This window comes from Thauera sedimentorum (genome assembly GCF_014489115.1).
GTDB classification, from domain to species: Bacteria; Pseudomonadota; Gammaproteobacteria; order Burkholderiales; family Rhodocyclaceae; genus Pseudothauera; species Pseudothauera sedimentorum.
In genome coordinates this window covers 1,454,554-1,475,085 of sequence record NZ_JACTAH010000001.1, presented here as the reverse complement: position 1 = coordinate 1,475,085, position 20,532 = coordinate 1,454,554, and the positions used below count along the sequence as shown (strand labels likewise).

Genomic DNA, 20,532 nt, shown 5'->3' with positions numbered 1-20,532 from the left:
CGCAAGGATCGTCTGCATCGTTTCCTGGCCCGCGGCGCGCAACTCATGGCCGACTCTTCCTTCGTCAGTTCCACCCGCAGCATTCCCGAGGTGAGCGCGGTGCCGCGCCATATCGCCGTCATCATGGATGGCAACGGGCGCTGGGCGCGCAAGCGCCTGATGCCGCGGGTAGCCGGCCACGCCCGCGGGGTGGAGGCGGTGCGCGGGGTGATCCGCGCCTGCATGGAGCGCGGCGTCTCCTACCTGACCCTGTTCGCCTTCAGTTCCGAGAACTGGCGCCGTCCCGCGGACGAGGTGTCCTTCCTGATGCAGTTGTTCATGCGTTCGCTGCAGAAGGAAGTCGAGCGTCTGCACAAGAACGGCATCCGTTTCCGCGTCATCGGCGATCTGTCGCGCTTCGACGCCAAGCTGGTCGACATGATCCGCAGTGCCGAGGCGCTGACCGCCGGCAACACCGGCCTCACTCTCAGCGTGGCGGCCAACTATGGCGGGCGCTGGGACATCATGCAGGCGGTCAACCGCATGATGGTGCGTCACCCGGAGCGTCGCGGCGATTTCACCGAGGACGAACTGGCCGCCGAACTGGCGATGAACTACGGCCCGGAGCCGGATCTGTTCATCCGCACCGGCGGCGAGAAGCGCATCAGCAATTTCCTGCTCTGGCAGCTCGCCTACGCTGAGTTGTATTTCACCGACACCCTGTGGCCGGACTTCGACGCCAAGGCGCTGGACGAGGCGATCGCCTCGTACCGCCAGCGCGAGCGGCGCTTCGGGCGAACCAGCGAGCAGTTGCAGCAGACCTCCGCCGGCGCGTCGCCGGCAAAGCCGGGAGAGCATGCTTAAGACGCGCATCATCACCGCAGTACTGTTGCTGGGCGCCCTGTTGGGCGCCGTGTTCTATCTGTCCCCGGCCGGCTGGCTGCTGTTCTGCGCGGTAGTGTGCGTCGCGGCGGCCTGGGAGTGGGGGGCGCTGACCCGGCTGCCCCGTGCCCAGCGCGTGGCCCTCGCGCTTTTCCTGGGTGCGGCCTGCCTGTTGGTGGGACTCGCTACCGGACTGGGCGGCGGGCAGATGCGGGCCCCCTGGCCATTGGCCGGCCTCTACCTGCTCAGCGCCTCGTTCTGGCTCATCGCCTTGCCGCTGTGGCTGCGGCGAAAGTGGCAGGTCTCGGGTCTGGGCGCCGCTGCCGCGGTGGGGCTGATCGTTCTGCTCCCGCCCGCGCTGGCGCTGGCCCATCTGCGGCAGCTGGGCCCCTGGCTGCTGCTGGCGGCGCTGGCGATCTGCTGGGTGGCCGACATTGCCGCCTACTTTTCGGGCAGGGCGTTCGGGCGGCGCAAGCTTGCGCCGGGCATCAGTCCGGGCAAGACCTGGGAGGGTGTCTACGGTGCCGTGGCCGGCGTGCTCGTTTACGGATTCATCGCAATCACCTGGCTGTTCGCACCCGCCTGGACGCCGGCGGGCCTGCTGCTCCTAACTGTCGCGCTGGTGGCCCTCACCGGGCTCAGCGTCGTCGGCGACCTGTTCGAGTCGCTGCTCAAGCGCCAGGCGGGCCTCAAGGACAGCGGCAAGCTGCTGCCCGGTCACGGCGGCGTGCTCGACCGCATCGACAGCCTCACATCCACCTTGCCGCTGGTGGGACTGGCGGCCCTCTGGTTTGTACGCTGAGTCATGACCACTTCCGTCCAGCGCCTCACGGTACTCGGTGCCACCGGTTCGATCGGCATGTCCACCCTGGATGTGGCGGAGCGTCATCCGGACCGCTTCGAGATCTTCGCGCTGACAGCGCATCGTCAGATCGATGCCTTGTTCGAGCAATGTCTGCGCTTCTCTCCGCGTTTCGCGGTGCTTGGCGATGACAATGCTGCGGGCTTGCTGCGCAGCCGTCTGCGCGAAGCCGGTAGCAGCGTCGAGGTGCTGGCCGGCAGTCGGGCGCTTGCCGAAGTGGCCGAGCATCCGGAGGTCGACGTGGTGATGGCGGCCATTGTCGGCGCGGCGGGCCTGCAGCCTGCGCTGGCTGCCGCCCGTGCCGGCAAGAAGGTGTTGCTGGCCAACAAGGAGGCGCTGGTGCTCTCGGGGCGGCTGTTCATGGATGCGGTGGCGGCCAGCGGCGCGCTGCTGCTGCCGATCGACAGCGAGCACAACGCCGTGTTCCAGGCCTTGCCCGCCGACTACCGGCGTGATCCGGACGCCTGCGGGGTGCGCCGCATTCTGCTGACCGCGTCGGGCGGACCGTTCCGCAGCGCCAAGCTCGCGGAACTCGACGCGGTGACGCCCGAGCAGGCCTGTGCGCATCCGAACTGGGTGATGGGGCGGAAGATCTCGGTCGATTCCGCGACCATGATGAACAAGGGCCTGGAAGTCATCGAGGCGCACTGGTTGTTCGGCGCCCCGGCAGAGCGCATCGATGTGGTTGTCCATCCGCAGAGCGTGATCCACTCGATGGTGGAATACGCGGACGGATCGGTGCTCGCCCAGTTGGGCAACCCCGACATGCGCACGCCTATCGCCCATGCGCTGGCCTGGCCCGAGCGCATCGAGGCCGGGGTGCGCTCGCTGGATCTGTTCGAGATTGCCCGCCTGACCTTCGAGCGCCCGGATTTCGAGCGCTTCCCCTGCCTCGCGCTGGCCTATCGTGCGCTGCGCGAAGGCGGTGCCGCGGCCGCGGTGCTCAATGCCGCCAACGAGGAAGCGGTGGCCGCCTTCCTCGACCGTGGCCTCGCGTTCAGGCGAATCGCCGACGTGATCGCCGCCACCCTGGAACGTGCGCACGGCTTGTCGGTCGACTCCCTCGACGAAGTGCTCGCGACCGACGAGCGTGCGCGAGAGATCGCCAGAGAGGAAATCCGGAACTGCCGATGAACCTGCTCCACTACCTCATTCCCTTTGCCGCCGCGCTTGGCCTGCTCATCCTGGTGCATGAGCTGGGGCATTACCTCGTCGCACGCTGGTGCGGGGTGAAGGTGCTGCGTTTCTCGATCGGTTTCGGCAAGCCGCTGCTCGCCTGGCGCGCCGGGCGCGACCGCACCGAGTGGGCGCTGGCCGCGTTCCCGCTGGGCGGTTACGTGAAGATGCTGGACGAGCGCGAGGGCGAGGTCGCACAGCACGAGTTGCATCGGGCCTTCAACTGCCAGTCGGTGTACCGCCGGTTCGCCATCGTGGCGGCGGGGCCGCTGGCTAACTTCCTCTTGGCGATCGTCATGTACTGGGGTCTCTTCGCTACAGGCGTGGAGGAACTGCGCCCGCGGGTGGCTCTCGTCGAGGGCGTATCGGTTGCCGCCGCCGCGGGCATGCGTGACGGCGACCTGGTTACGGCAGTGGACGGGGAGGGCGTGCAGAGCTGGCAGGAGCTGCGCTGGGTGTTGCTGCGCCATGCGCTGGATGCGCGCCAGGTAACCCTCCAGGTCCGCACGCGCGAAGGCGTGGAAGCGTATCGGCCGCTCGACCTGTCGGGAACCGCCATCGATGCGGATGAGGATCTCGTCGTTCGTATCGGTCTGCGGCCCTGGCGTCCGCGCATCGATCCGGTGGTCGGCCAGCTGGTCGATGGCGGTCCGGCGGCTCGCGCCGGCGTGCGTGAGGGCGACCGTTTCCTTGCGCTCGGCGGCGAGCCGCTGGATTCGTGGAGCGAACTGGTGGCGAGAGTGCGGGTTGCGGGCGGAAAACCACTGCCGGCGGTGCTCGAACGCGACGAGGCCCGTGTCGAGGTGACCCTGGTGCCGGAACTGGCCGATGAAGGCGGCGAACGCATCGGCCGCATCGGCGTTGCGGTCGCGCGTCCGCCGGCCGGGGACCACGATGCGATGTTCGCCGTCGTGCGCTATGGGCCGCTGGAGAGCTTCGCCAAGGCCTTGCGGCAGACCTGGGAGACCAGTGTGCTGAGCCTGCGCATGATAGGCCGGATGATTACCGGCGAGGTGTCGTGGAAGAACCTCTCTGGGCCGGTGACGATCGCCGACTACGCGGGGCAGACCGCGCAGCTCGGCTGGGGGCAGTACCTCAAGTTCGTGGCCCTGATCAGCATAAGCCTGGGGGTGCTGAACCTGCTGCCCATTCCGGTGCTGGACGGTGGGCATTTGATGTACTATACGATCGAAATTTTCAAAGGCGGCCCGGTTCCCGAGCGCGTGATGGAGATCGGCCAGCAGATTGGCCTTGTCATGCTCGCAATGCTCATGGCGTTCGCCTTCTACAACGACATATCCCGTCTCATTTCCGGCTGAAACCCGATGAATCGCAAGCTCCTTTCCGGGCTGATGGTGGCCCTTTTTGCGTCCGCGCCGGCCATGGCGTTCGATCCATTCGTGGTCAAGGACATCCGCGTCGAGGGCATTCAGCGTACCGAGGCCGGTACCGTCTTCAACTACTTGCCGGTGCGCGTCGGCGACACCTTCACCGAGGCGCAGGCCGCGGAGGCCATCCGCGCGCTGTTCGCGACCGGCTTCTTCCGCGACGTCCGCATCGAGGTCGAAAACGATGTCCTGGTCGTGCTGATCGACGAGCGTCCGGCGATCGCACAGATCGATTTCGTCGGCGTCAAGGAGTTCGACAAGGAGGCGCTCAAGAAGGGGCTGCGCGAAGTGGGACTGGCCGAAGCGCGCATCTTCGACCGCTCCCTGGTCGAGCGCGCGGAGCAGGAGCTCAAGCGCCAGTATCTGTCGCGCGGCAAGTATTCGGCGGTGATCACCACCACGGTCACACCGCTGGAGCGCAACCGCGTGGCGGTGAATTTCACCGTCGATGAGGGCGAGGTGGCGAAGATTCGCCAGATCAACATCATCGGCGCGAAGGCCTTCGATCAGGACGATCTGCTCGACTTGCTCCAGCTGCGCACGCCCGGCTGGCTGACCTGGTACACCAAGAACGACCAGTATTCCCGTCAGAAGCTGTCGGCCGATCTGGAAACGCTGCGCTCCTATTACCTCGACCGCGGCTATCTCGACTTCAATATCGATTCCACTCAGGTGTCGATCACGCCGGACAAGAAGGACATCTACATCACCGTCAGCATCACCGAAGGCGAGATGTATACCGTCACCGGAGTGCGCTATACCGGCGACCTGGTGCTGGACGAAGCTCAGTATCGCGAGGTCACCAAACTGCGCCCGGGCGACGTGTTCTCGCGCGAACGGCTTACCGAAACCACCAAGGCGATCAGCGATCTGTTGGGCAACGAGGGTTACGCCTTCGCCAACGTGAATGCCGCACCCGAGGTCGACAAGGAAAAGCGTGAAGTGGCGTTCACCATCATCGTCGATCCGGGTCGCCGGGTGTATGTCCGCCGCATCAACGTCGGGGGCAACACCAAGACGCGTGACGAGGTCGTGCGGCGCGAGATGCGGCAGATGGAAGGTGCGTGGTATGACGCCGAGTCGATCAACAAATCGCGCAACCGGATCGACCGCCTGGGCTTCTTCGAGGAGGTGAGCGTGGAGACGCCGCCGGTCCCTGGCAGCACCGACCAGGTCGATGTCGACTTCACCGTCAAGGAGCGCGCCACCGGCAACCTGATGCTCGGCGCGGGGTTCTCCAGTTCGGAAAAGATCACCCTGTCGGCGTCGGTCTCGCAGCAGAACCTGTTCGGCAGCGGCAACGCAATGACGCTGGGCCTGAACACCAGCAAGACCAATAGAACCTACGCGCTGTCGTTTACCAATCCCTATTACACCGTGGATGGTGTGAGCCTGGGCTGGGACGTCTACCATCGAACCTACGATCCGTCGGAGTCATACTCGGTATCGCGCTATAAAACGGTGGCCACTGGTGCAGGACTGCGCATCGGCTATCCGATCGCGGAAGATGACCGTATCAATTTCGGGCTTGCTGCCGATCGTACGGAGATCACCACTTACGACGACAGTACGCTGCGGTACAAAGACTTCTGCATCGATTTCGGCTGCAGTGATCCAAGCGGCGTCGGTACCGTGACCGTAAATAGTCTTGTCGCATCGGCGGGATGGTCGCGCGACGGGCGCGACAGTTTTCTCCACCCTCGGCGCGGCGTCTATCAGAATGTGTACGCAGAAGTTGCGATTCCGCCTGGCAAACTGGAGTACGTGAAGGCGGGATATCAGTATCAGCACTGGTTTCCGATTGGCCGTGACTATGCGCTGATGCTCAATGGAGAGATCGGCTGGGCCAAAGGTCTGAGCGGCAAGCAGATGCCGTTCTACAAGAACTTCTACGTCGGTGGCCTGGGCTCGGTGCGTGGTTTCGAGCAGAGCTCCATCGGTCCGAAGGATGCCGAGGGCGACGCCTTGGGCGGTACCCGCAAGCTGGTCGCCAATGCGGAGTTCTACTTCCCGCTGCCGGGTTCGGGTACCGACCGTTCCTTCCGCATGTCGGCCTTCCTCGACGCGGGCTATGTCTGGGGCGAGGATGTCAACGGGCGACAGCAGAAGATGAACTTCAGCGATCTGCGTTACAGTACCGGTCTTGCCTTTGCCTGGAGCTCGCCCATCGGGCCGCTCAAGTTCAGTCTTGGCTTCCCGCTCAAGAAGGACGACGGCGACGAGGTGCAGCGCTTCCAGTTCCAGTTGGGCTCGGTATTCTGATCAGGCCGCGAGGCCCGGTTTTGTTGGAGGCATAAGTGAAATTCCGTACCGTTTCCGTTCTCGCCGCAGTGTTCCTCGGGCTCGCGGCGCAGAGCGCGATGGCCGAATCGAAGATCGGTTTCGTCAACTCCGACCGCGTGATGCGCGAGGCCGCCCCTGCGGTGCGTGCCCAGCAGCGCCTGGAGAAGGAGTTCGAGCGCCGTGACCAGGAACTGCAGCGCATGGCGGCGGATCTGCAGGCCATGCAGGAAGACCTGGAGCGCAACGGCCTGACCATGGCCGAAGGCGACCGCCGCAACAAGGAGCGCGCGTTCAACGATCTGAATCGTGACTTCCAGCGCAAGCAGCGGGAATTCCGCGAGGATCTCAACCAGCGCCGCAACGAGGAACTCGCCACCGTGCTCGACAAGGCCAACGCCGCGGTCAAGCGCATCGCCGAGAGCGAGAACTACGACATCATCTTCCAGGAAGCGGTGTACGCGAATCCGCGCATCGACATCACCGACAAGGTGATCAAGGCGCTCGCCGAAGGCAAGTAGGCGGACAGGCCGGTCGATGCTCCGTCTAGATGAACTGGTTGCCCGGTTGGGTGGCGATCTGCTCGGCGACCCCGCCGTGATCGTGCGCCGGGTGGCGACGCTGGATCAGGCGGGCGAGGGCGACCTCGCCTTTCTCGCCAATCGAAAATACGCTTCGCGCCTGGGCGACTGCCAGGCCTCGGCGGTGATCGTCGCACCTGACGCACGTGAGCTGACGACCTTGCCGCGTATCGTCACCGCGGACCCCTACGTCTACTTCGCCCGTGTGGCGCAACTCTTCAGCCCGCCGGACAACCCGCCGGCCGGCTTGCATCAGACTGCGGTGGTTGATGTGTCCGTGCCGGCTTCGGTCAGCATCGGTCCGGGCTCCACGATCGAGGCCGGTGCACGCATCGGCGAGAACGTCGTCATCGGCCCCGGTTGCCATGTCGGGCGTGACGTCGTCATCGGCGACGGCAGCCGTCTGCATGCCGCCGTGACCATCTATCACGGCTGCGTGATCGGCAGGGACTGCGTCCTGCATGCCGGCGCGGTGATCGGCGCAGACGGCTTCGGCTTCGCACGCGAACGCGACGGCAGCTGGGTGAAGATCCCGCAAACCGGACGGGTGGTGATCGGCGACGATGTCGAGGTCGGCGCAAACACCACCATCGACCGCGGCGCGCTGGACGACACCGTGATCGGTAACGGCGTCAAGCTGGACAATCAGATCCAGATCGCCCACAACGTGCGCATCGGCGACAAGACCGCGGTGGCCGGTTGCGTGGGGATCGCCGGCAGTACCACGATCGGCGCGCGCTGCATGATAGGCGGGCAGGCCGGCATCATCGGTCATCTGGTGATCGCCGACGACGTGGTGGTGTCCGCCGGAACGCTGGTGACCAAGTCCATCCGCCGAGCGGGTGTCTACACCGGAAACCTGCCGGTACAGAGCCACCTCGACTGGGTGAAAAACTTCGCGCATCTTCGCCACCTGGATGACATGGCGGCTAGAATACGCGCCCTCGAACAACGCCTAGACAAGATAGATCCTGCCTGATACGCCATGGACATCAACGAAATCCTGCAATACCTCCCGCACCGCTACCCCTTCCTGCTGGTGGATCGGGTGCTGGAGATCGAAGAAGGCAAGCGCATCCTGGCGTTGAAGAACGTCACGATGAACGAGCCCTTCTTCCCTGGCCACTTTCCCAACCATCCGGTAATGCCCGGCGTGCTGATCGTCGAGGCGATGGCGCAGGCCGCCGCACTGCTGTCCTTCAAGACCATGGGCGTGAAGCCGGACGAGAACTCGGTGGTGCTGTTCGCCGGCATCGACAACGTGCGCTTCAAGCGCCAGGTGGTGCCGGGCGACCAGCTGATGTTCGACGTCGAGATCCTGCAGGGCAAGCGCAACATATACAAGTACAAGGGTGTCGCTCGCGTGGGCGACCAGATCGCCACCGAAGCCGAACTGATGTGCGCGCTCAAGACCAAGTCATGATTCATCCCAGCGCAATCGTTCATCCCGGGGCGAAGCTCGGCGTCAACGTCGAGATCGGTCCGTACTCGATCGTCGGCGAGCATGTCGAGATCGGCGACAACACGCGTATCGGTCCGCACGTGGTCATCGAAGGCCACACCCGTATCGGCCGCGACAACGAGATCTTCCAGTTCTGCTCGATCGGCGCGCAGCCCCAGGACAAGAAGTACGATGCGGAGCCGACCCGGTTGGAAATCGGCGACCGCAACACCATCCGCGAGTTCTGTTCGTTCAACGTCGGCACCAGCCAGGATGCCGGTGTAACCCGCATGGGCGACGACAACTGGGTGATGGCCTACGTGCACGTCGCGCACGACTGCCAGGTTGGCAACCACACCATCTTCGCCAACAACGCCACGCTGGCGGGGCACGTCCATGTCGGCGACTGGGCGATCCTCGGCGGGTTCACCGGCGTGCACCAGTTCGTGCGCGTCGGTGCACACAGCTTCTGCGGTGTGGGTACCGTACTGCTGCAGGATCTGCCGCCCTATGTCACGGTGTCCGGCAATCCGGCGCAACCGCACGGCATCAACAGCGAAGGGCTCAAGCGCCGCGGCTACTCGTCCGAGGGCATCATGGCGATCAAGCGTGCCTACCGCGCGCTGTACCGCAGCGGCCTCAAGCTGGACGAAGCGCGCGAGAAAATCGGCGGGATCGCTGCGGAGCACCCGGAAGTCGAACTCTTCCGCGATTTCATCGCCCACAGTCCGCGCGGCATCGTCCGCTAGCACCGGCTCGGGGTCCGCGGCGCGGCCCCCGGCCGGCAGATCGCCTTCTTCCTTTTTCCGCGTCCGAGTTCCACATGCCGCCGAGAATTGCCATGGTCGCCGGGGAAGCCTCCGGGGATCTGCTCGCCAGCCATTTGATCCGCGCCATCCGTCGCCATCTGCCGGATGCCCAGTTCTTTGGCATCGGCGGCCCGAAGATGCAGGCCGAAGGCTTCGAGGTGCTGTGGCCCTGCGAACTGCTCGCGGTGCATGGTTACGTGGACGCGCTCAAGCGCTACCGTGAGCTGTCGGGCATACGCAAGTCGCTGCTCGCGCGAATCCGCCGCGAGCGTCCGGACGCCTTCATCGGGGTCGACGCGCCCGACTTCAACCTGTGGCTGGAAGGCAAGGTAAAGGCCGCCGGCATGCCCGCCATCCACTTCGTCAGCCCGTCGATCTGGGCCTGGCGGGGCGGACGGATCCGCAAGATCGCCCGCTCGGTCTCGCACATGCTGTGCATGTTCCCCTTCGAGCCGCCGCTCTACGAGAAGGCCGGGGTGCCGGTCACCTACGTCGGCCATCCGCTGGCCGACGTCTTCCCGCTGGAGCCCAACAGGCAGCAGGCGCGTGAAACATTGAACCTGCCCAAGGGCGCGCGGGCGCTGGCGATGCTGCCGGGCAGCCGGCAGTCCGAGGTGCGCAACCTGGCCGACACCTTCATCGCTACCGCACGCCTGTTGCACGAGCGCCAGCCCGAGCTGGTCTTTCTCGTGCCGCTGGCCACCCGGGAGACGCGGCAGTTGTTCGACGAGGCGATCTACCGCAACCAGGCCGCGGACCTGCCGATCCGCATGCTGTTCGGTCACGCGGTCGATGCCATGACCGCCGCGGACGCGGTGCTCGTGGCCAGCGGCACCGCCAGCCTGGAGGCGGCACTGCTCAAGCGCCCGATGGTGATCAGCTACCGCATCGGCAAGTGGCAGTATCGCCTGATGAAGCGCATGGCCTACCTGCCCTGGGTGGGTTTGCCCAACATCCTGTGCAAGGATTCACTGGTCCCCGAGCTGCTGCAGGACGACGCCACGCCGGAGAAGCTGGCCGACGCGCTGGAGCACTGGCTGAACGACCCGGCGGCCTGCCGGGCGCTGGCCGAACGCTTCACCGAGCTGCACCACAGCCTGCGCCAGGGCACCGCCGACAAGGCCGCCGGCGCGATCCTGCCCTACCTGGTCGGAGCCGAAGAATGCAGGCTGCGCGCGGTCTCCTGATCTGCGGGGTGGACGAGGCCGGCCGCGGCCCGCTGTGCGGCCCGGTGGTCGCCGCCGCAGTGATCCTTGATCCGGCGCGGCCGATTGCCGGCCTGGCAGATTCCAAGAAGCTCAGCGAGAAGGCGCGCGAGCGGCTCGCGCCGGTGATCCGCGAACAGGCGCTGGCCTGGGCGGTGGCCCAAGCCAGCGTCGAGGAAATCGACCGCCTGAACATCCTGCACGCCACCATGCTGGCGATGCGCCGCGCAGTCGAAGCGCTGACCCAGGTGCCGGACGAGGTGCTGGTCGACGGCAACCGCTGCCCGCAACTCAGCGTGCCGGTGCGCGCCATCGTCAAGGGCGATGCGCTGGAGCCGGCGATCTCCGCCGCGTCCATCCTCGCCAAAACCGCGCGCGATGCGACCATGGTGGCGCTGGACGCCGAGTTCCCGCACTATGGCCTGGCCGGCCACAAGGGCTATCCCACCGCCGCGCACCTGGCGGCCATCCGCTGCCACGGGGTCGCGCCCTTCTACCGGCGGAGCTTCGCCCCGGTGCGGGCGATCCTGGAGAACCCGCCGCTGTGGGCCGAGGAGGGCGAGCAATGACCGTGCACCACCTGATGCTGTTCCTGCATGTGCTGGGCGTGACCGTGTGGGTCGGCGGCATGGCCTTCGCCTGGGGCTGCCTGCGGCCGGCGGCGATGCAGTTACCGCCGGCGCAGCGCCTGCCCCTGTGGGCGGCCAGCTTCTCACGCTTCTTTCCGCTGGTCTGGGCTGCGGTGGCGCTGATCGCGCTGTCGGGCATCTTCATGCTGCTGGAGACCGGTTTCGCGCGCGCGCCGCGCGCCTGGCACGCGATGCTGCTCACCGGTGCGGTGATGATGGGCGTGTTCGCCAGCATCTGGTTCGGGCCCTGGGTGCGCCTGCAGCGCGCGGTGCGCGTCGAGGACTGGGCGAGCGGCGCGGTGGCGCTCAACGCCATCCGCCAGCGGGTGGCCTTCAACCTTGCGCTGGGGGTGGTGACGATCGCCGTCGCCACGCTCGGCCTCGGCCTGTGAAGGCGATCAGCTCGCGCGACAATCCGGCGGTCCGCCGCCTGCATGCCCTGGCCGGCTCGGCGCGCGAACGCCGCAAGCACGGTGAGACGCTGCTGGACGGCGCCCATCTGCTGACCGCCGCACTCCAGGTCGGGTGGCCGCTCAAGGAAGTGGTGGTCAGCGACCATGGGCTGGCGCAGGCGGATATCGCAAGCCTGCTCGAACGTGCGGCGGGCGTTCCGGTCCTGCATCTACCCGATCGGCTGTTCGCTCACGTCAGTCCGGTCGACAGCCCGTCCGGCGTGCTCGCAGTGATCGACCTGCCCGCGCCGCCGCCGGTGAAAACCTTGCGCGACACGGTGGTGCTGCTCGACGGCGTTCAGGATACCGGCAATCTCGGCACCATCCTGCGCACCGCGGCCGCAGCGGGTGTGGCCGACGTGTTGCTGACCCCCGGCTGCGCCCAGGCCTGGGCGCCTCGCGTGCTGCGCGCCGGCATGGGGGCGCACTTCGTGCTGCGCATCCACGAGGGCGTCGATGCCGCCGAGCGCCTGGCCGCCTTCCCCGGCCCGGTGATCGCCACGGCCCTGGCCGCCGGGGCGCGGAACCTGTACCAGACCGATCTTGCCCGGCCGGTTGCGTGGTTGTTCGGCGCGGAGGGGCAGGGGCTTTCCGCTGAGGTGGCCGCGCTGGCGAGCGAGACGGTGATCATCCCGATGCAGGGCGCGATCGAGTCGCTCAATGTGGGGGCCGCGGCTGCGGTTTGCCTGTTCGAGCAGGTGCGCCAGGGACAGCGCTCGTCATGAGCCGCGCAGTCTATTGACATTGGCCGATATGGGCGCAGAATTCCGCGATCGGTACGTCCGCGGACGTCCGGATCTGACAAGAAAGTAAACGAGGAGCACGACGGCACCGGAAAGCAGGCATTCCGCACCGAGGAGACAAAATGACCGCGATTTTCGCCAAGACCCGCAAAGGGCAGGAAGAAATCGAACAACGCAGCGGAGGCCTGGGCCCCCGTGCGCGAAGACTGTTGATTCTTTTTGATGGCAAGCGCCCACTGGACGAGGTGCGCGCGCTGATGCCCGACCCCCGTCTCGACGAGACGCTGGACTTGCTGTTGCAGGATGGCTACGTGGAGCAGGTCGGCGGTGCGGCGTCCGCCCCCGAGCTGCCGGTCGAAGCCAGTGTGGAAGCCGAGGCGCCGGCCGCCCCGGTCGATCCGAAGCAACTGGAGATGGCACGCAACTTCATGCTCAACTCCTTGCGCACCTTCAACGGACCCTACGGCAACATCGACCTGATGACTCGCATCAACGACAGCCGCAGCGCGAGCGAATTGCATGCGCTGGTCGACGACTGGTTCGAGTCGATTTCGCTCACCAAGATGGGCAAGCTGCGCGCGGTGGAGCTCAAAGGGCGGCTGCTGGCCGTACTCTAGCGCGTTCAAGTCGGGTATGTAGGAGCGGCCTTGGCCGCGTACGGTCGTTGTTACTTCACAGACCTTATCGCGGCCAAGGCCGCTCCTACTGGAAACGCGGCGCGCACCGGCGTACGGCAAGCGTTTCACTGCACGTCACGCGCCACGGCGACTCAACGAACGGCCGGCAGTTCGAGCGCCATGCTGGCGGCGGCCGGATTGCCGCCCGGGTCGAAGGGCAGCACGCCGAGTAGCGGTGCGGGCAGGCGTTCCCTCAGGGCCGCGAGATTTTCGTCCACCCGCAGCATCTGCGGATCGACATGGTTGGCGATCCAGCCGGCCAGCGGAAGGTCGCGCGCGGCAATCGCCTCGGCGGTGAGCAGTGCATGGTTGATGCATCCCAGCCGCATGCCGACCACCAGGATCACCGGCAGCTCGAGGTCTCGCGCCAGCATGGCCATGTCGTAGTCCGGGCCAAGCGGCACGCGAAACCCTCCGGCGCCCTCCACGAACACGCAATCGGCTTGCGCCCGCAGGCAGGCCAGCGCATCGCGGATCGGTGCGGTCTCGATGATCACGCCTTCCTCGCCGGCGGCGATGTGGGGCGCGATCGGGCTTGCCAGGCAGTATGGGTTCAGCGTGTCCAGCCCGGGATCGAAACTGCCTGCGGCCAGCAGGCGCAGCGCATCCTCGTTGGCCAGCCGGCCGTCGACCAGTTCCGCGCCAGCGGCCACCGGCTTCATTCCCAACGCCCGCAGCCCCGCGCGTCGCGCGGCATGCAGCAGGGCGCAGGTGGCGTAGGTCTTGCCGACTTCGGTGTCGGTGCCGGTCACGAACCAGGCGGATGCTGTCTGCATTCGATGCGTTCCACTGCGAGGAGGATGACGTCGTAGGTGGCGGGCAACTGGCCGTCGTCACGGCGCCAGATCTCGTAACGGGCCTGAAGGCGGCGCCAGGCGTCGCGGCCGAGCGGCGCCCGGGGAGTGTTGCTCACGGTGTGGGCGCCGATCGCCTTGATGTGGCGCAGCAGGCCGCGCAGGTCGGGCGCCAGCGCGGCGCAGGGCCGGCGCCGGAGTGCGCGGACCTTCAGGCCAGCCCGCTCAGCGGCGGCCTGCCAGGTTTCCGGCGGATGGAAATCGATGACGTGGGGTGCGTCGTCCACCGTACGGAAGGCGTCGCGCAGTTCGTGCAAGGTCGCCGGCCCCAGCGTGGCGATCCACGCGATTCCCTGCGGGCGCAGAACCCGCGCGAGCTCGGCGAACATGGCGGCGGGCCGGCACCATTGCACGGCGAGGCTGGACCACACCGCATCCATGCAAGCGGTGGCCAGCGGCAGGTGCTCGAGGTCGCCGCACACGCGCGGGTGACCGGTGACACGTGCCAGCATGCCGGGAGCGAAGTCGAGCGCGAGCACTTCCGCTCCCGGGTGGGTCGCTGCGAGCAGGTCGAGCGCATGGCCGGTGCCGCAGCCGGCATCGAGCACGCGGTCGAGCGTGCGGCCACACGGATGCGCCGCGGCAAAGTCGGCCAGGTGCCGGCAGATCTCGCGTTGCACCACGGCCGCCTGGTCATAGGTGCCCGCGGCGCGGTGGAAGGCCTGCCGGACGCGGGCCTTGGCGTCGGGCGTCTCAGGCACGGACGAAGCGCTCCAGCAAGGCCGCGCATTCAGTGGGGTGCGACAGGAAGGGGGCATGCCCGGTGTCGGCGAGCACTTCAAGCCTTGCCTCCGGCAGCGTCGCGGCCAGCCAGCGGCCTGCGGCCACCGGTATCAGCGCGTCGCGCTCGCCGTGGATCAGCAGGGCGGGCTGCCGGACGTCCGCGATGGCTGCGCGCAGGTCGGTATCGGCCAGCAGGGCGAGACCGTCGGCCAGTGCATCGGCCTGCATGGGGGTAGGGTCGGTGGCAGTCAGGGCACCGTCCAGCGTTCGGGTGAGCTCGCGCCGTCGTGCGTCGCCCAGCGCCTGCAGCGCAACGAAGCGGCGCAGCACCGCGGCCGGCGCGGTGGCGAATTCGCGGCGGAAGGCGTCCACGGTGTCGGCCGCCAGTCCGTGCGCCCAGTCGGTGCCGGCGACGAAGCGCGGCGTGCTGCCGATCAGCACCAGCCGGGATACTTTGGCCGGATGGCGCGCGGCCAGATCGAGCGCGATCAGGCCGCCGAGCGACCAACCGCAGACTACGGCGCCGTCGGGCAGGTTGGCGGCCAGACGGTCGCTCCAGTCGGCGAGCGTCGCGTTGTCGGCGGCGGGTGCTGCGCCGTGCCCGGGCAGGTCGGGAGTGTGGATGTCGAGGCCGCCGAGTCCGGCACGCAGAGGCGTCCACACCCGCGCGCTCAGCCCCCAGCCGTGCAGCAGCACCAGCGGCCGGCTCACAGTCTGCACTCCAAACGGTTCAGCGCCGCGGTCAGGCGGCGCACGTCCTCCGCGCTGTGCGCGGCGGTGAGCGACACACGCAGGCGGGCGGTGCCCAGCGGCACGGTGGGCGGGCGGATCGCCGGCACCCACAGGCCTTCGTCCCACAGCGCGCGGGCGAGCGCCAGGGTCTCGGCGTTGTCGCCGACCTGCACCGGCAGGATGGCGGTGGTGGAGGGCAGCAGGTGCCAGCGGGTGAGCTGTAGTTCGGCGCGGAATTGTTCGATGAGGGCGTTCAGCCGCGCACGGCGTTCGTCGCCGTGTTCGATCAGCTCGAGGCTGGCGAGCAGCGCCTGGGCAAGCGCTGGCGGGGCGCCGGTGGTGAAGATGTAGGTGCGCATCTTCTGCAGCAGCCAGGTGACCACGTCGCGCTGGCCGGCGACGAAGGCGCCCGCCACGCCAGCGGCTTTGCCCAGGGTGCCGACATAGATCAGCCGCCAGCTTGTCAGCCCGGCCGCGGCCAGCGCGCCGCGCCCCTGCGGGCCGAGCACACCGAAGCCGTGGGCGTCGTCCACGACCAGCCAGCAGTCGTGCCGTTCGGCCAGTGTCAGCAGCTCGGCCAACGGGGCGAGGTCGCCGTCCATGCTGAACACGCTGTCGGTGACGATGGCCTTGCGCGGCGCGTCGCTCGCTTCCAGCAGCCGGGCCAGAGCGCCGAGGTCGCGGTGCGGATAGCGCTGCAAGCTGGCGCGCGAGAGCAGGGCGCCGTCGACCAGCGAGGCGTGGTTGAGGCGGTCGGCGAAGATCGCGTCGCCGCGCCCGAGCAGCGCCGGCACTACGCCGAGGTTGGCCATGTAGCCGGTCGACAGGTAGAGCGCCGACTCCATGCCGACGAAGGCCGCGAGGCGGGCTTCCAGTTCGTCGTGCACCCGGTAGTGGCCGCTGACCAGGTGGGAGGCGCCGGAGCCCGCACCCCAGCGCGCGGCGCCTTCGGCCAGCGCGCGGGCAAGCTGCGGATCGCCGGCCAGCCCCAGGTAGTCGTTGCTGCAGAAGGCCAGCATGGAGCGGCCGTCCACCGTGGCGTGCGGGCCGCAGGGGGTGTCGAGCGTGCGTCGGGTGCGGCGCAGCGCCTGGTCGTCGAGGGCGGCGAGCTCCGCCTGCAGCCGATCGAGCAGCATGCTCAGGCCAGCGCCTCGTCCAGCGCCGCGCGGGCGCCGCGCATCAGCTGGTCGATCTCGGCCTCATCGACGATGTAGGGCGGCATGAAGTACACCGTGTTGCCGATCGGGCGCAGCAGCACGCCGTGGGTCAGTGCGGCGCTGAAGAAGCGGCGCGCGAAATCGGGCCCGGCGCCGTCCACGTCGAAGGCCAGGATCATGCCGCGGCTGCGCAGGTGGCGCACCGCCGGGTGCCCGGCGAAGGCCGCGTCCAGCGCCCGGCGCAGGGCCGCCGCACGCACCTGGTTGGCGGCCAGCACGTCGTCCTCGGCGAAGATGTCCAGCGTGGCCAGCGCCGCGCGGCAGGCCAGCGGGTTGCCGGTATAGGAGTGCGAGTGCAGGAAGCCGCGCGCCGCGTCGTCGGCGTAGAAGGCGGCGTAGATGTCGTCGGTGGACAGCACCAGCGACAGCGGCAGGTAGCCGCCCGAGATGCCCTTCGACAGGCACAGGAAATCCGGCCAGATGCCGGCCTGCTCGCAGGCGAAGAACGTACCGGTGCGCCCGCAGCCCACAGCGATTTCGTCGGCCACCAGATGCACCCGGTAGCGGTCGCACAGGTCGCGTGCCAGGCGCAGGTATTCGGGGTCGTACATCACCATGCCGGCCGCACCCTGCACCAGCGGTTCGACGATCAACGCGGCGGTGGTCGCGTGATGTTCGGCCAGGTGGGCCTCTAGCGCGGCCGCCGCGCGGCGGGCGACGTCGGCTGGCGTCTCGCCGGGTTCGGCGAGGCGGGCGTCGGGGCAGGGTACGGTGCTGCCGGGCTTGACCAGGTCGGCGTAGGCGTCGCGGAAGATCGCCACGTCGGTCACCGCCAGCGCGCCGACGGTTTCGCCGTGGTAGCTGCCGGCGAGGCTCACGAAGCGGTGCTTGGCGGGCTGGCCGTGGTTGCGCCAGTAGTGGGCGCTCATCTTCAGCGCGATCTCGGTGGCCGATGCGCCGTCGGAGGCGTAGAAGGCGTGGCCCAGGCGATGACCGGTTAGGGCGGCGAGGCGTTCGGACAGCGCCACCACCGGCTCGTGGGTGAAGCCGGCGAGCATCACGTGCTCCAGGGTGTCGAGCTGCGCGCGCAGCGCGGCGTTGATACGCGGGTTGCAGTGGCCGAAGAGATTCACCCACCAGGAGCTCACGCCGTCGAGCAGGCGGCGGCCGTCGGCATCCACCAGCCAGGCGCCTTCGCCGCGCACGATGGGCACCAGCGGCAGGCTCTCGTGGCGCTTCATCTGGGTGCATGGGTGCCACACGGCGGCGAGCGAACGTTGGAGCAGGTCGGGGTGGGGCATGGGACGGCCGGGATGGAAGCAGCGAAACCGGACAATGGTGCGCAAACGCCGGGGGGCTGTCAAACCAAAGACCGCTCGCAAAAGCGCGCCTTGCGCTTCGTCCGTGCCGCCGCTTGAGCCTGCCGGTTTGCTACCATCTCCGGCAGACTCCATCCGCAAGAGCAAACAAGGAATCGCCCCATCATGCTGTTCGTCATCTCGCCCGCCAAGGCGCTCGACTTCGAAACCCCGCCCTCCACCAAGCGTTTCACCCAGCCGGATCACCTCGACGAGGCCGAGGCGCTGATCCGCGTGTTGCGCGAACTGGCGCCTCAGGACGTGGCCAAACTGATGGATCTGTCCGATCAGTTGGCCACGCTCAACGTGGCACGCTATGCGAGCTGGTCGCGCCCCTTCGATCCGTCGAACGCCAAGCAGGCGGTGCTGGCCTTCAACGGCGACGTGTACGAGGGGCTGGACGCCGGCAGCCTGTCCGAGGACGACCTGGCCTGGGCGCAGGACCACTTGCGCATCCTCTCCGGCCTGTACGGCGTGCTGCGTCCGCTGGACCTGATGCAGGCCTATCGCCTGGAGATGGGCACGCGACTGGCCACCGAACGCGGCCGCAACCTGTACGCCTGGTGGGGCAACATCATCACCGACGCCCTCAAGCGCACGCTGGCCGAGCAGCGCGAGGCGGGCGAGACGCCGGTACTGGTGAATCTCGGTTCCGAGGAGTACTTCAAGTCGGTCAAGGCGGACAAGCTTGGCGCGCGGGTGGTGACGCCGGTGTTCGAGGACTGGAAGGGCGGGCGCTACAAGATCATCAGCTTCTACGCCAAGCGGGCGCGCGGATTGATGAGCCGCTATGCGATCACCCATCGGCTGACCGATGTCGACGCGCTCAAGGCCTTTGACAGCGAGGGCTATGCCTTTGCGGCCGAAGCCTCCGGTGACGACACGCTGGTGTTCCGCCGGCGGATGGACTGATACCGCGCACCATTGCAGAGGACGGCCATGAGAGTCAGCCATAACTTCGACGCCGGCGCCATCGAGGTGCTCGCCCTCGACGATCCGCAGGACATCCGCCTGCGCCTGCCGAGCGACAACGCGGCGGAGTTCCGCCAGTGGTTCTACTTCCGCCTGCAGGGCGGCGCTGGCAAGGCGCTGCGGATGGTGTTCGACAACGCCGCCGAGGCAGCCTACCCGAACTGGGAAGGCTATCGCTGCGTGGCCTCCTACGACCGGCGCAACTGGTTCAGGGTGCCGGGCACCTGCTTCGAGGGCGGGCGCCTGATCGTCGAGCACACGCCCGAGCGCGACAGCGTCTACTACGCCTTCTTCGAGCCGTACTCGCATGAGCGTCACCTCGACCTGCTGGGCTGGGCCGAGATGTCGCCCTATGCCCAGGTGCGCAACCTCGGCGCCACGGTCGAAGGCCGCGACCTTGACGTGGTGGTGGTCGGCAGGCCCGGTTCGGCACGCCAGCCGGTCTGGATCATCGCCCGTCAGCATCCGGGCGAGACCATGGGCGAATGGTTCGTGGAAGGCCTGCTCGAGCGCCTGCTGGACAACGCCGATCCGGTGGCGCGCAGGGTGCGCGAACATGCGGTGCTCTACATCGTGCCCAATATGAACCCGGACGGCGCGATCCGCGGCAACCTGCGCACCAATGCCGCGGGGCGCAACCTGAACCGTGAATGGCGCGATCCCGATCCCGCCACCGCGCCCGAGGTCGCGCTGGTCCGCCAGGCGATGATGGACAGCGGATGCGCGCTCTTCCTCGATGTCCACGGCGACGAGGAACTGCCCTACGTGTTCTTCTCCACCGCCGACGAGGTGCCGGCCTTCACCGCGGAACTGGCGGCGAGCCAGCGGCGCTTCATGGAAGCGTTCAAGGCGGCCAGTCCGGATTTCCAGACCGAGCACGGCTACAAGCCCGGCCGCTTCGGTGAGGAACTGCTCAGCCTGGCGAGCAAGTGGGTGGCCAATCACTTCGCCTGCCTGTCGCTGACCCTGGAGATGCCGTTCAAGGACAACGCCAACATGCCCGACGGGCAGACCGGCTGGAGCGCCATGCGCAGCAAGCGGCTGGGAGCGGCGATCCTCAATCCCCTGCTACGTCACCTCGAAGGATAGAACGTGTAGGAGCGGCCTTGGCCGCGATGGCGGAGTCGTGTTGTCAGCGGACGCATCACGACCAAGGCCGCTTCTGCACCGGTGAGGCAGGGGCGAAGCCTCCACCTGCGCCCGACGTCCCGCATGGCAGGTGGGTGCAGGTTTGCTCCGTACTATCCGCAGTTTTCAAGAACTATTACTTGCGTTATAAGTCAGAGGTGCAGGTAATGGATTTTGAAGGATATTCCGGAGATGAACGCAATCACCCGCGGCGGCATGACCGAGACGGATACGCGGGCGCTCTACGAGCGTTTTCCGCATCTGCGCAAGATCGATCTGATCTGGGGTACCCGTGAGTGCCGGGACTATGTCTTTCGACTCATGACGGATACCCGCGGCGGAACGCGCCAGGGCTTTCCGCGCGAGCATGCGCTGACGATCATGAGCCTGCTGATGGAGCACGATCGCCACTTCCCCGAGTTCGAGAAGGAACCGCGTGAGTTCCGCTGGGGCGACGAGCACCAGCGCCGCGGCAGCGGGCGATACTGACCCGGTCTGGCGGAA

The 20,532-nt window shown here is 67.4% G+C and carries 22 protein-coding genes; 17 read left to right on the top strand and 5 right to left on the bottom strand.

What is annotated here, in order from left to right; all coding sequences use genetic code 11:
• Positions 1-45: 45 nt before the first annotated feature.
• The 14 genes from uppS to IAI53_RS06575 all read left to right on the top strand — a co-directional run bounded on the left by uppS (position 46) and on the right by IAI53_RS06575 (position 13,044).
• The gene (uppS, locus tag IAI53_RS06640) at positions 46-843 is read left to right on the top strand and encodes an undecaprenyl pyrophosphate synthase (RefSeq protein WP_187717334.1); all 798 of its coding nucleotides are present in this window, start codon (positions 46-48) and stop codon (positions 841-843) included.
• Positions 836-1,663 carry a phosphatidate cytidylyltransferase gene (locus tag IAI53_RS06635; RefSeq protein WP_187717333.1) on the top strand — a complete coding sequence of 276 codons (828 nt, stop codon included), beginning with the start codon at positions 836-838 and terminating at the stop codon, positions 1,661-1,663. The genes uppS and IAI53_RS06635 overlap by 8 nt, the downstream gene beginning before the upstream one ends.
• Positions 1,664-1,666: 3 nt before the next feature.
• Positions 1,667-2,857 carry a 1-deoxy-D-xylulose-5-phosphate reductoisomerase gene (gene ispC / locus IAI53_RS06630; protein WP_187717332.1) on the top strand — a complete coding sequence of 397 codons (1,191 nt, stop codon included), beginning with the start codon at positions 1,667-1,669 and terminating at the stop codon, positions 2,855-2,857.
• A complete protein-coding gene (gene rseP, locus IAI53_RS06625; RefSeq protein ID WP_187717331.1) occupies positions 2,854-4,218 on the top strand; it encodes an RIP metalloprotease RseP in 1,365 nt (454 codons plus the stop codon). The genes ispC and rseP overlap by 4 nt, the downstream gene beginning before the upstream one ends.
• 6 nt (positions 4,219-4,224) lie before the next feature.
• Positions 4,225-6,549 (top strand): outer membrane protein assembly factor BamA, encoded by a 2,325-nt coding sequence (gene bamA / locus IAI53_RS06620; protein WP_187717330.1) that lies wholly within the window; start codon positions 4,225-4,227, stop codon positions 6,547-6,549.
• Positions 6,550-6,647: 98 nt separating this feature from the next.
• Positions 6,648-7,088: an OmpH/Skp family outer membrane protein gene (locus tag IAI53_RS06615; RefSeq protein ID WP_222948248.1), complete on the top strand. Its 441-nt coding sequence runs from the start codon at positions 6,648-6,650 to the stop codon at positions 7,086-7,088.
• A gap of 16 nt (positions 7,089-7,104) precedes the next feature.
• Positions 7,105-8,127, top strand: a complete 1,023-nt coding sequence (gene lpxD / locus IAI53_RS06610) for a UDP-3-O-(3-hydroxymyristoyl)glucosamine N-acyltransferase (RefSeq protein ID WP_187717328.1) — start codon at positions 7,105-7,107, stop codon at positions 8,125-8,127.
• A 6-nt stretch (positions 8,128-8,133) separates the two neighbouring features.
• A complete protein-coding gene (gene fabZ / locus IAI53_RS06605; protein WP_187717327.1) occupies positions 8,134-8,571 on the top strand; it encodes a 3-hydroxyacyl-ACP dehydratase FabZ in 438 nt (145 codons plus the stop codon).
• Complete coding sequence (lpxA, locus tag IAI53_RS06600) at positions 8,568-9,338, top strand: acyl-ACP--UDP-N-acetylglucosamine O-acyltransferase (protein ID WP_187717326.1); 771 nt, start codon at positions 8,568-8,570, stop codon at positions 9,336-9,338. Before fabZ ends, lpxA begins: the two co-directional genes overlap by 4 nt.
• A 74-nt stretch (positions 9,339-9,412) precedes the next feature.
• On the top strand, positions 9,413-10,585 hold the full coding sequence (lpxB, locus tag IAI53_RS06595; protein ID WP_187717325.1) for a lipid-A-disaccharide synthase: 1,173 nt from the start codon (positions 9,413-9,415) through the stop codon (positions 10,583-10,585).
• Positions 10,561-11,172, top strand: coding sequence for a ribonuclease HII (gene rnhB, locus IAI53_RS06590; protein ID WP_187717324.1), 612 nt, complete (start codon positions 10,561-10,563; stop codon positions 11,170-11,172). Before lpxB ends, rnhB begins: the two co-directional genes overlap by 25 nt.
• Positions 11,169-11,624 (top strand): CopD family protein, encoded by a 456-nt coding sequence (locus tag IAI53_RS06585; protein ID WP_187717323.1) that lies wholly within the window; start codon positions 11,169-11,171, stop codon positions 11,622-11,624. Before rnhB ends, IAI53_RS06585 begins: the two co-directional genes overlap by 4 nt.
• Complete coding sequence (locus IAI53_RS06580; protein WP_187717322.1) at positions 11,621-12,409, top strand: TrmH family RNA methyltransferase; 789 nt, start codon at positions 11,621-11,623, stop codon at positions 12,407-12,409. The genes IAI53_RS06585 and IAI53_RS06580 overlap by 4 nt, the downstream gene beginning before the upstream one ends.
• Before the next feature lie 140 nt (positions 12,410-12,549).
• The gene (locus IAI53_RS06575) at positions 12,550-13,044 is read left to right on the top strand and encodes a hypothetical protein (RefSeq protein ID WP_187717321.1); all 495 of its coding nucleotides are present in this window, start codon (positions 12,550-12,552) and stop codon (positions 13,042-13,044) included.
• 152 nt (positions 13,045-13,196) lie between these two features.
• Here IAI53_RS06575 and bioD read toward each other — a convergent pair whose 3' ends face one another.
• The 5 genes from bioD to IAI53_RS06550 are packed head-to-tail and all read right to left on the bottom strand — an operon-like array spanning position 13,197 to position 17,871.
• Positions 13,197-13,880, bottom strand: a complete 684-nt coding sequence (gene bioD, locus IAI53_RS06570; protein ID WP_187717320.1) for a dethiobiotin synthase — start codon at positions 13,878-13,880, stop codon at positions 13,197-13,199.
• On the bottom strand, positions 13,853-14,659 hold the full coding sequence (bioC, locus tag IAI53_RS06565) for a malonyl-ACP O-methyltransferase BioC (RefSeq protein ID WP_349771894.1): 807 nt from the start codon (positions 14,657-14,659) through the stop codon (positions 13,853-13,855). The genes bioD and bioC overlap by 28 nt, the downstream gene beginning before the upstream one ends.
• Positions 14,652-15,392 carry a pimeloyl-ACP methyl ester esterase BioH gene (gene bioH / locus IAI53_RS06560; protein WP_187717318.1) on the bottom strand — a complete coding sequence of 247 codons (741 nt, stop codon included), beginning with the start codon at positions 15,390-15,392 and terminating at the stop codon, positions 14,652-14,654. The genes bioC and bioH overlap by 8 nt, the downstream gene beginning before the upstream one ends.
• Entirely contained in the window at positions 15,389-16,549 is a 1,161-nt protein-coding gene (gene bioF, locus IAI53_RS06555) for an 8-amino-7-oxononanoate synthase (protein ID WP_187717317.1), read from the bottom strand. The genes bioH and bioF overlap by 4 nt, the downstream gene beginning before the upstream one ends.
• Before the next feature lie 2 nt (positions 16,550-16,551).
• A complete protein-coding gene (locus IAI53_RS06550) occupies positions 16,552-17,871 on the bottom strand; it encodes an adenosylmethionine--8-amino-7-oxononanoate transaminase (protein ID WP_187717316.1) in 1,320 nt (439 codons plus the stop codon).
• A 183-nt stretch (positions 17,872-18,054) separates the two neighbouring features.
• Here IAI53_RS06550 and yaaA point away from each other — a divergent pair, with 183 nt between their 5' ends.
• The 3 genes from yaaA to IAI53_RS06535 all read left to right on the top strand — a co-directional run bounded on the left by yaaA (position 18,055) and on the right by IAI53_RS06535 (position 20,517).
• Positions 18,055-18,840, top strand: coding sequence for a peroxide stress protein YaaA (yaaA, locus tag IAI53_RS06545; protein WP_187717315.1), 786 nt, complete (start codon positions 18,055-18,057; stop codon positions 18,838-18,840).
• Between the two features lie 27 nt (positions 18,841-18,867).
• A complete protein-coding gene (locus IAI53_RS06540) occupies positions 18,868-19,989 on the top strand; it encodes a M14 family metallopeptidase (protein WP_187717314.1) in 1,122 nt (373 codons plus the stop codon).
• Positions 19,990-20,220: 231 nt separating this feature from the next.
• Entirely contained in the window at positions 20,221-20,517 is a 297-nt protein-coding gene (locus tag IAI53_RS06535) for a hypothetical protein (protein WP_222948174.1), read from the top strand.
• The last annotated feature ends 15 nt before the right edge of the window (positions 20,518-20,532 follow it).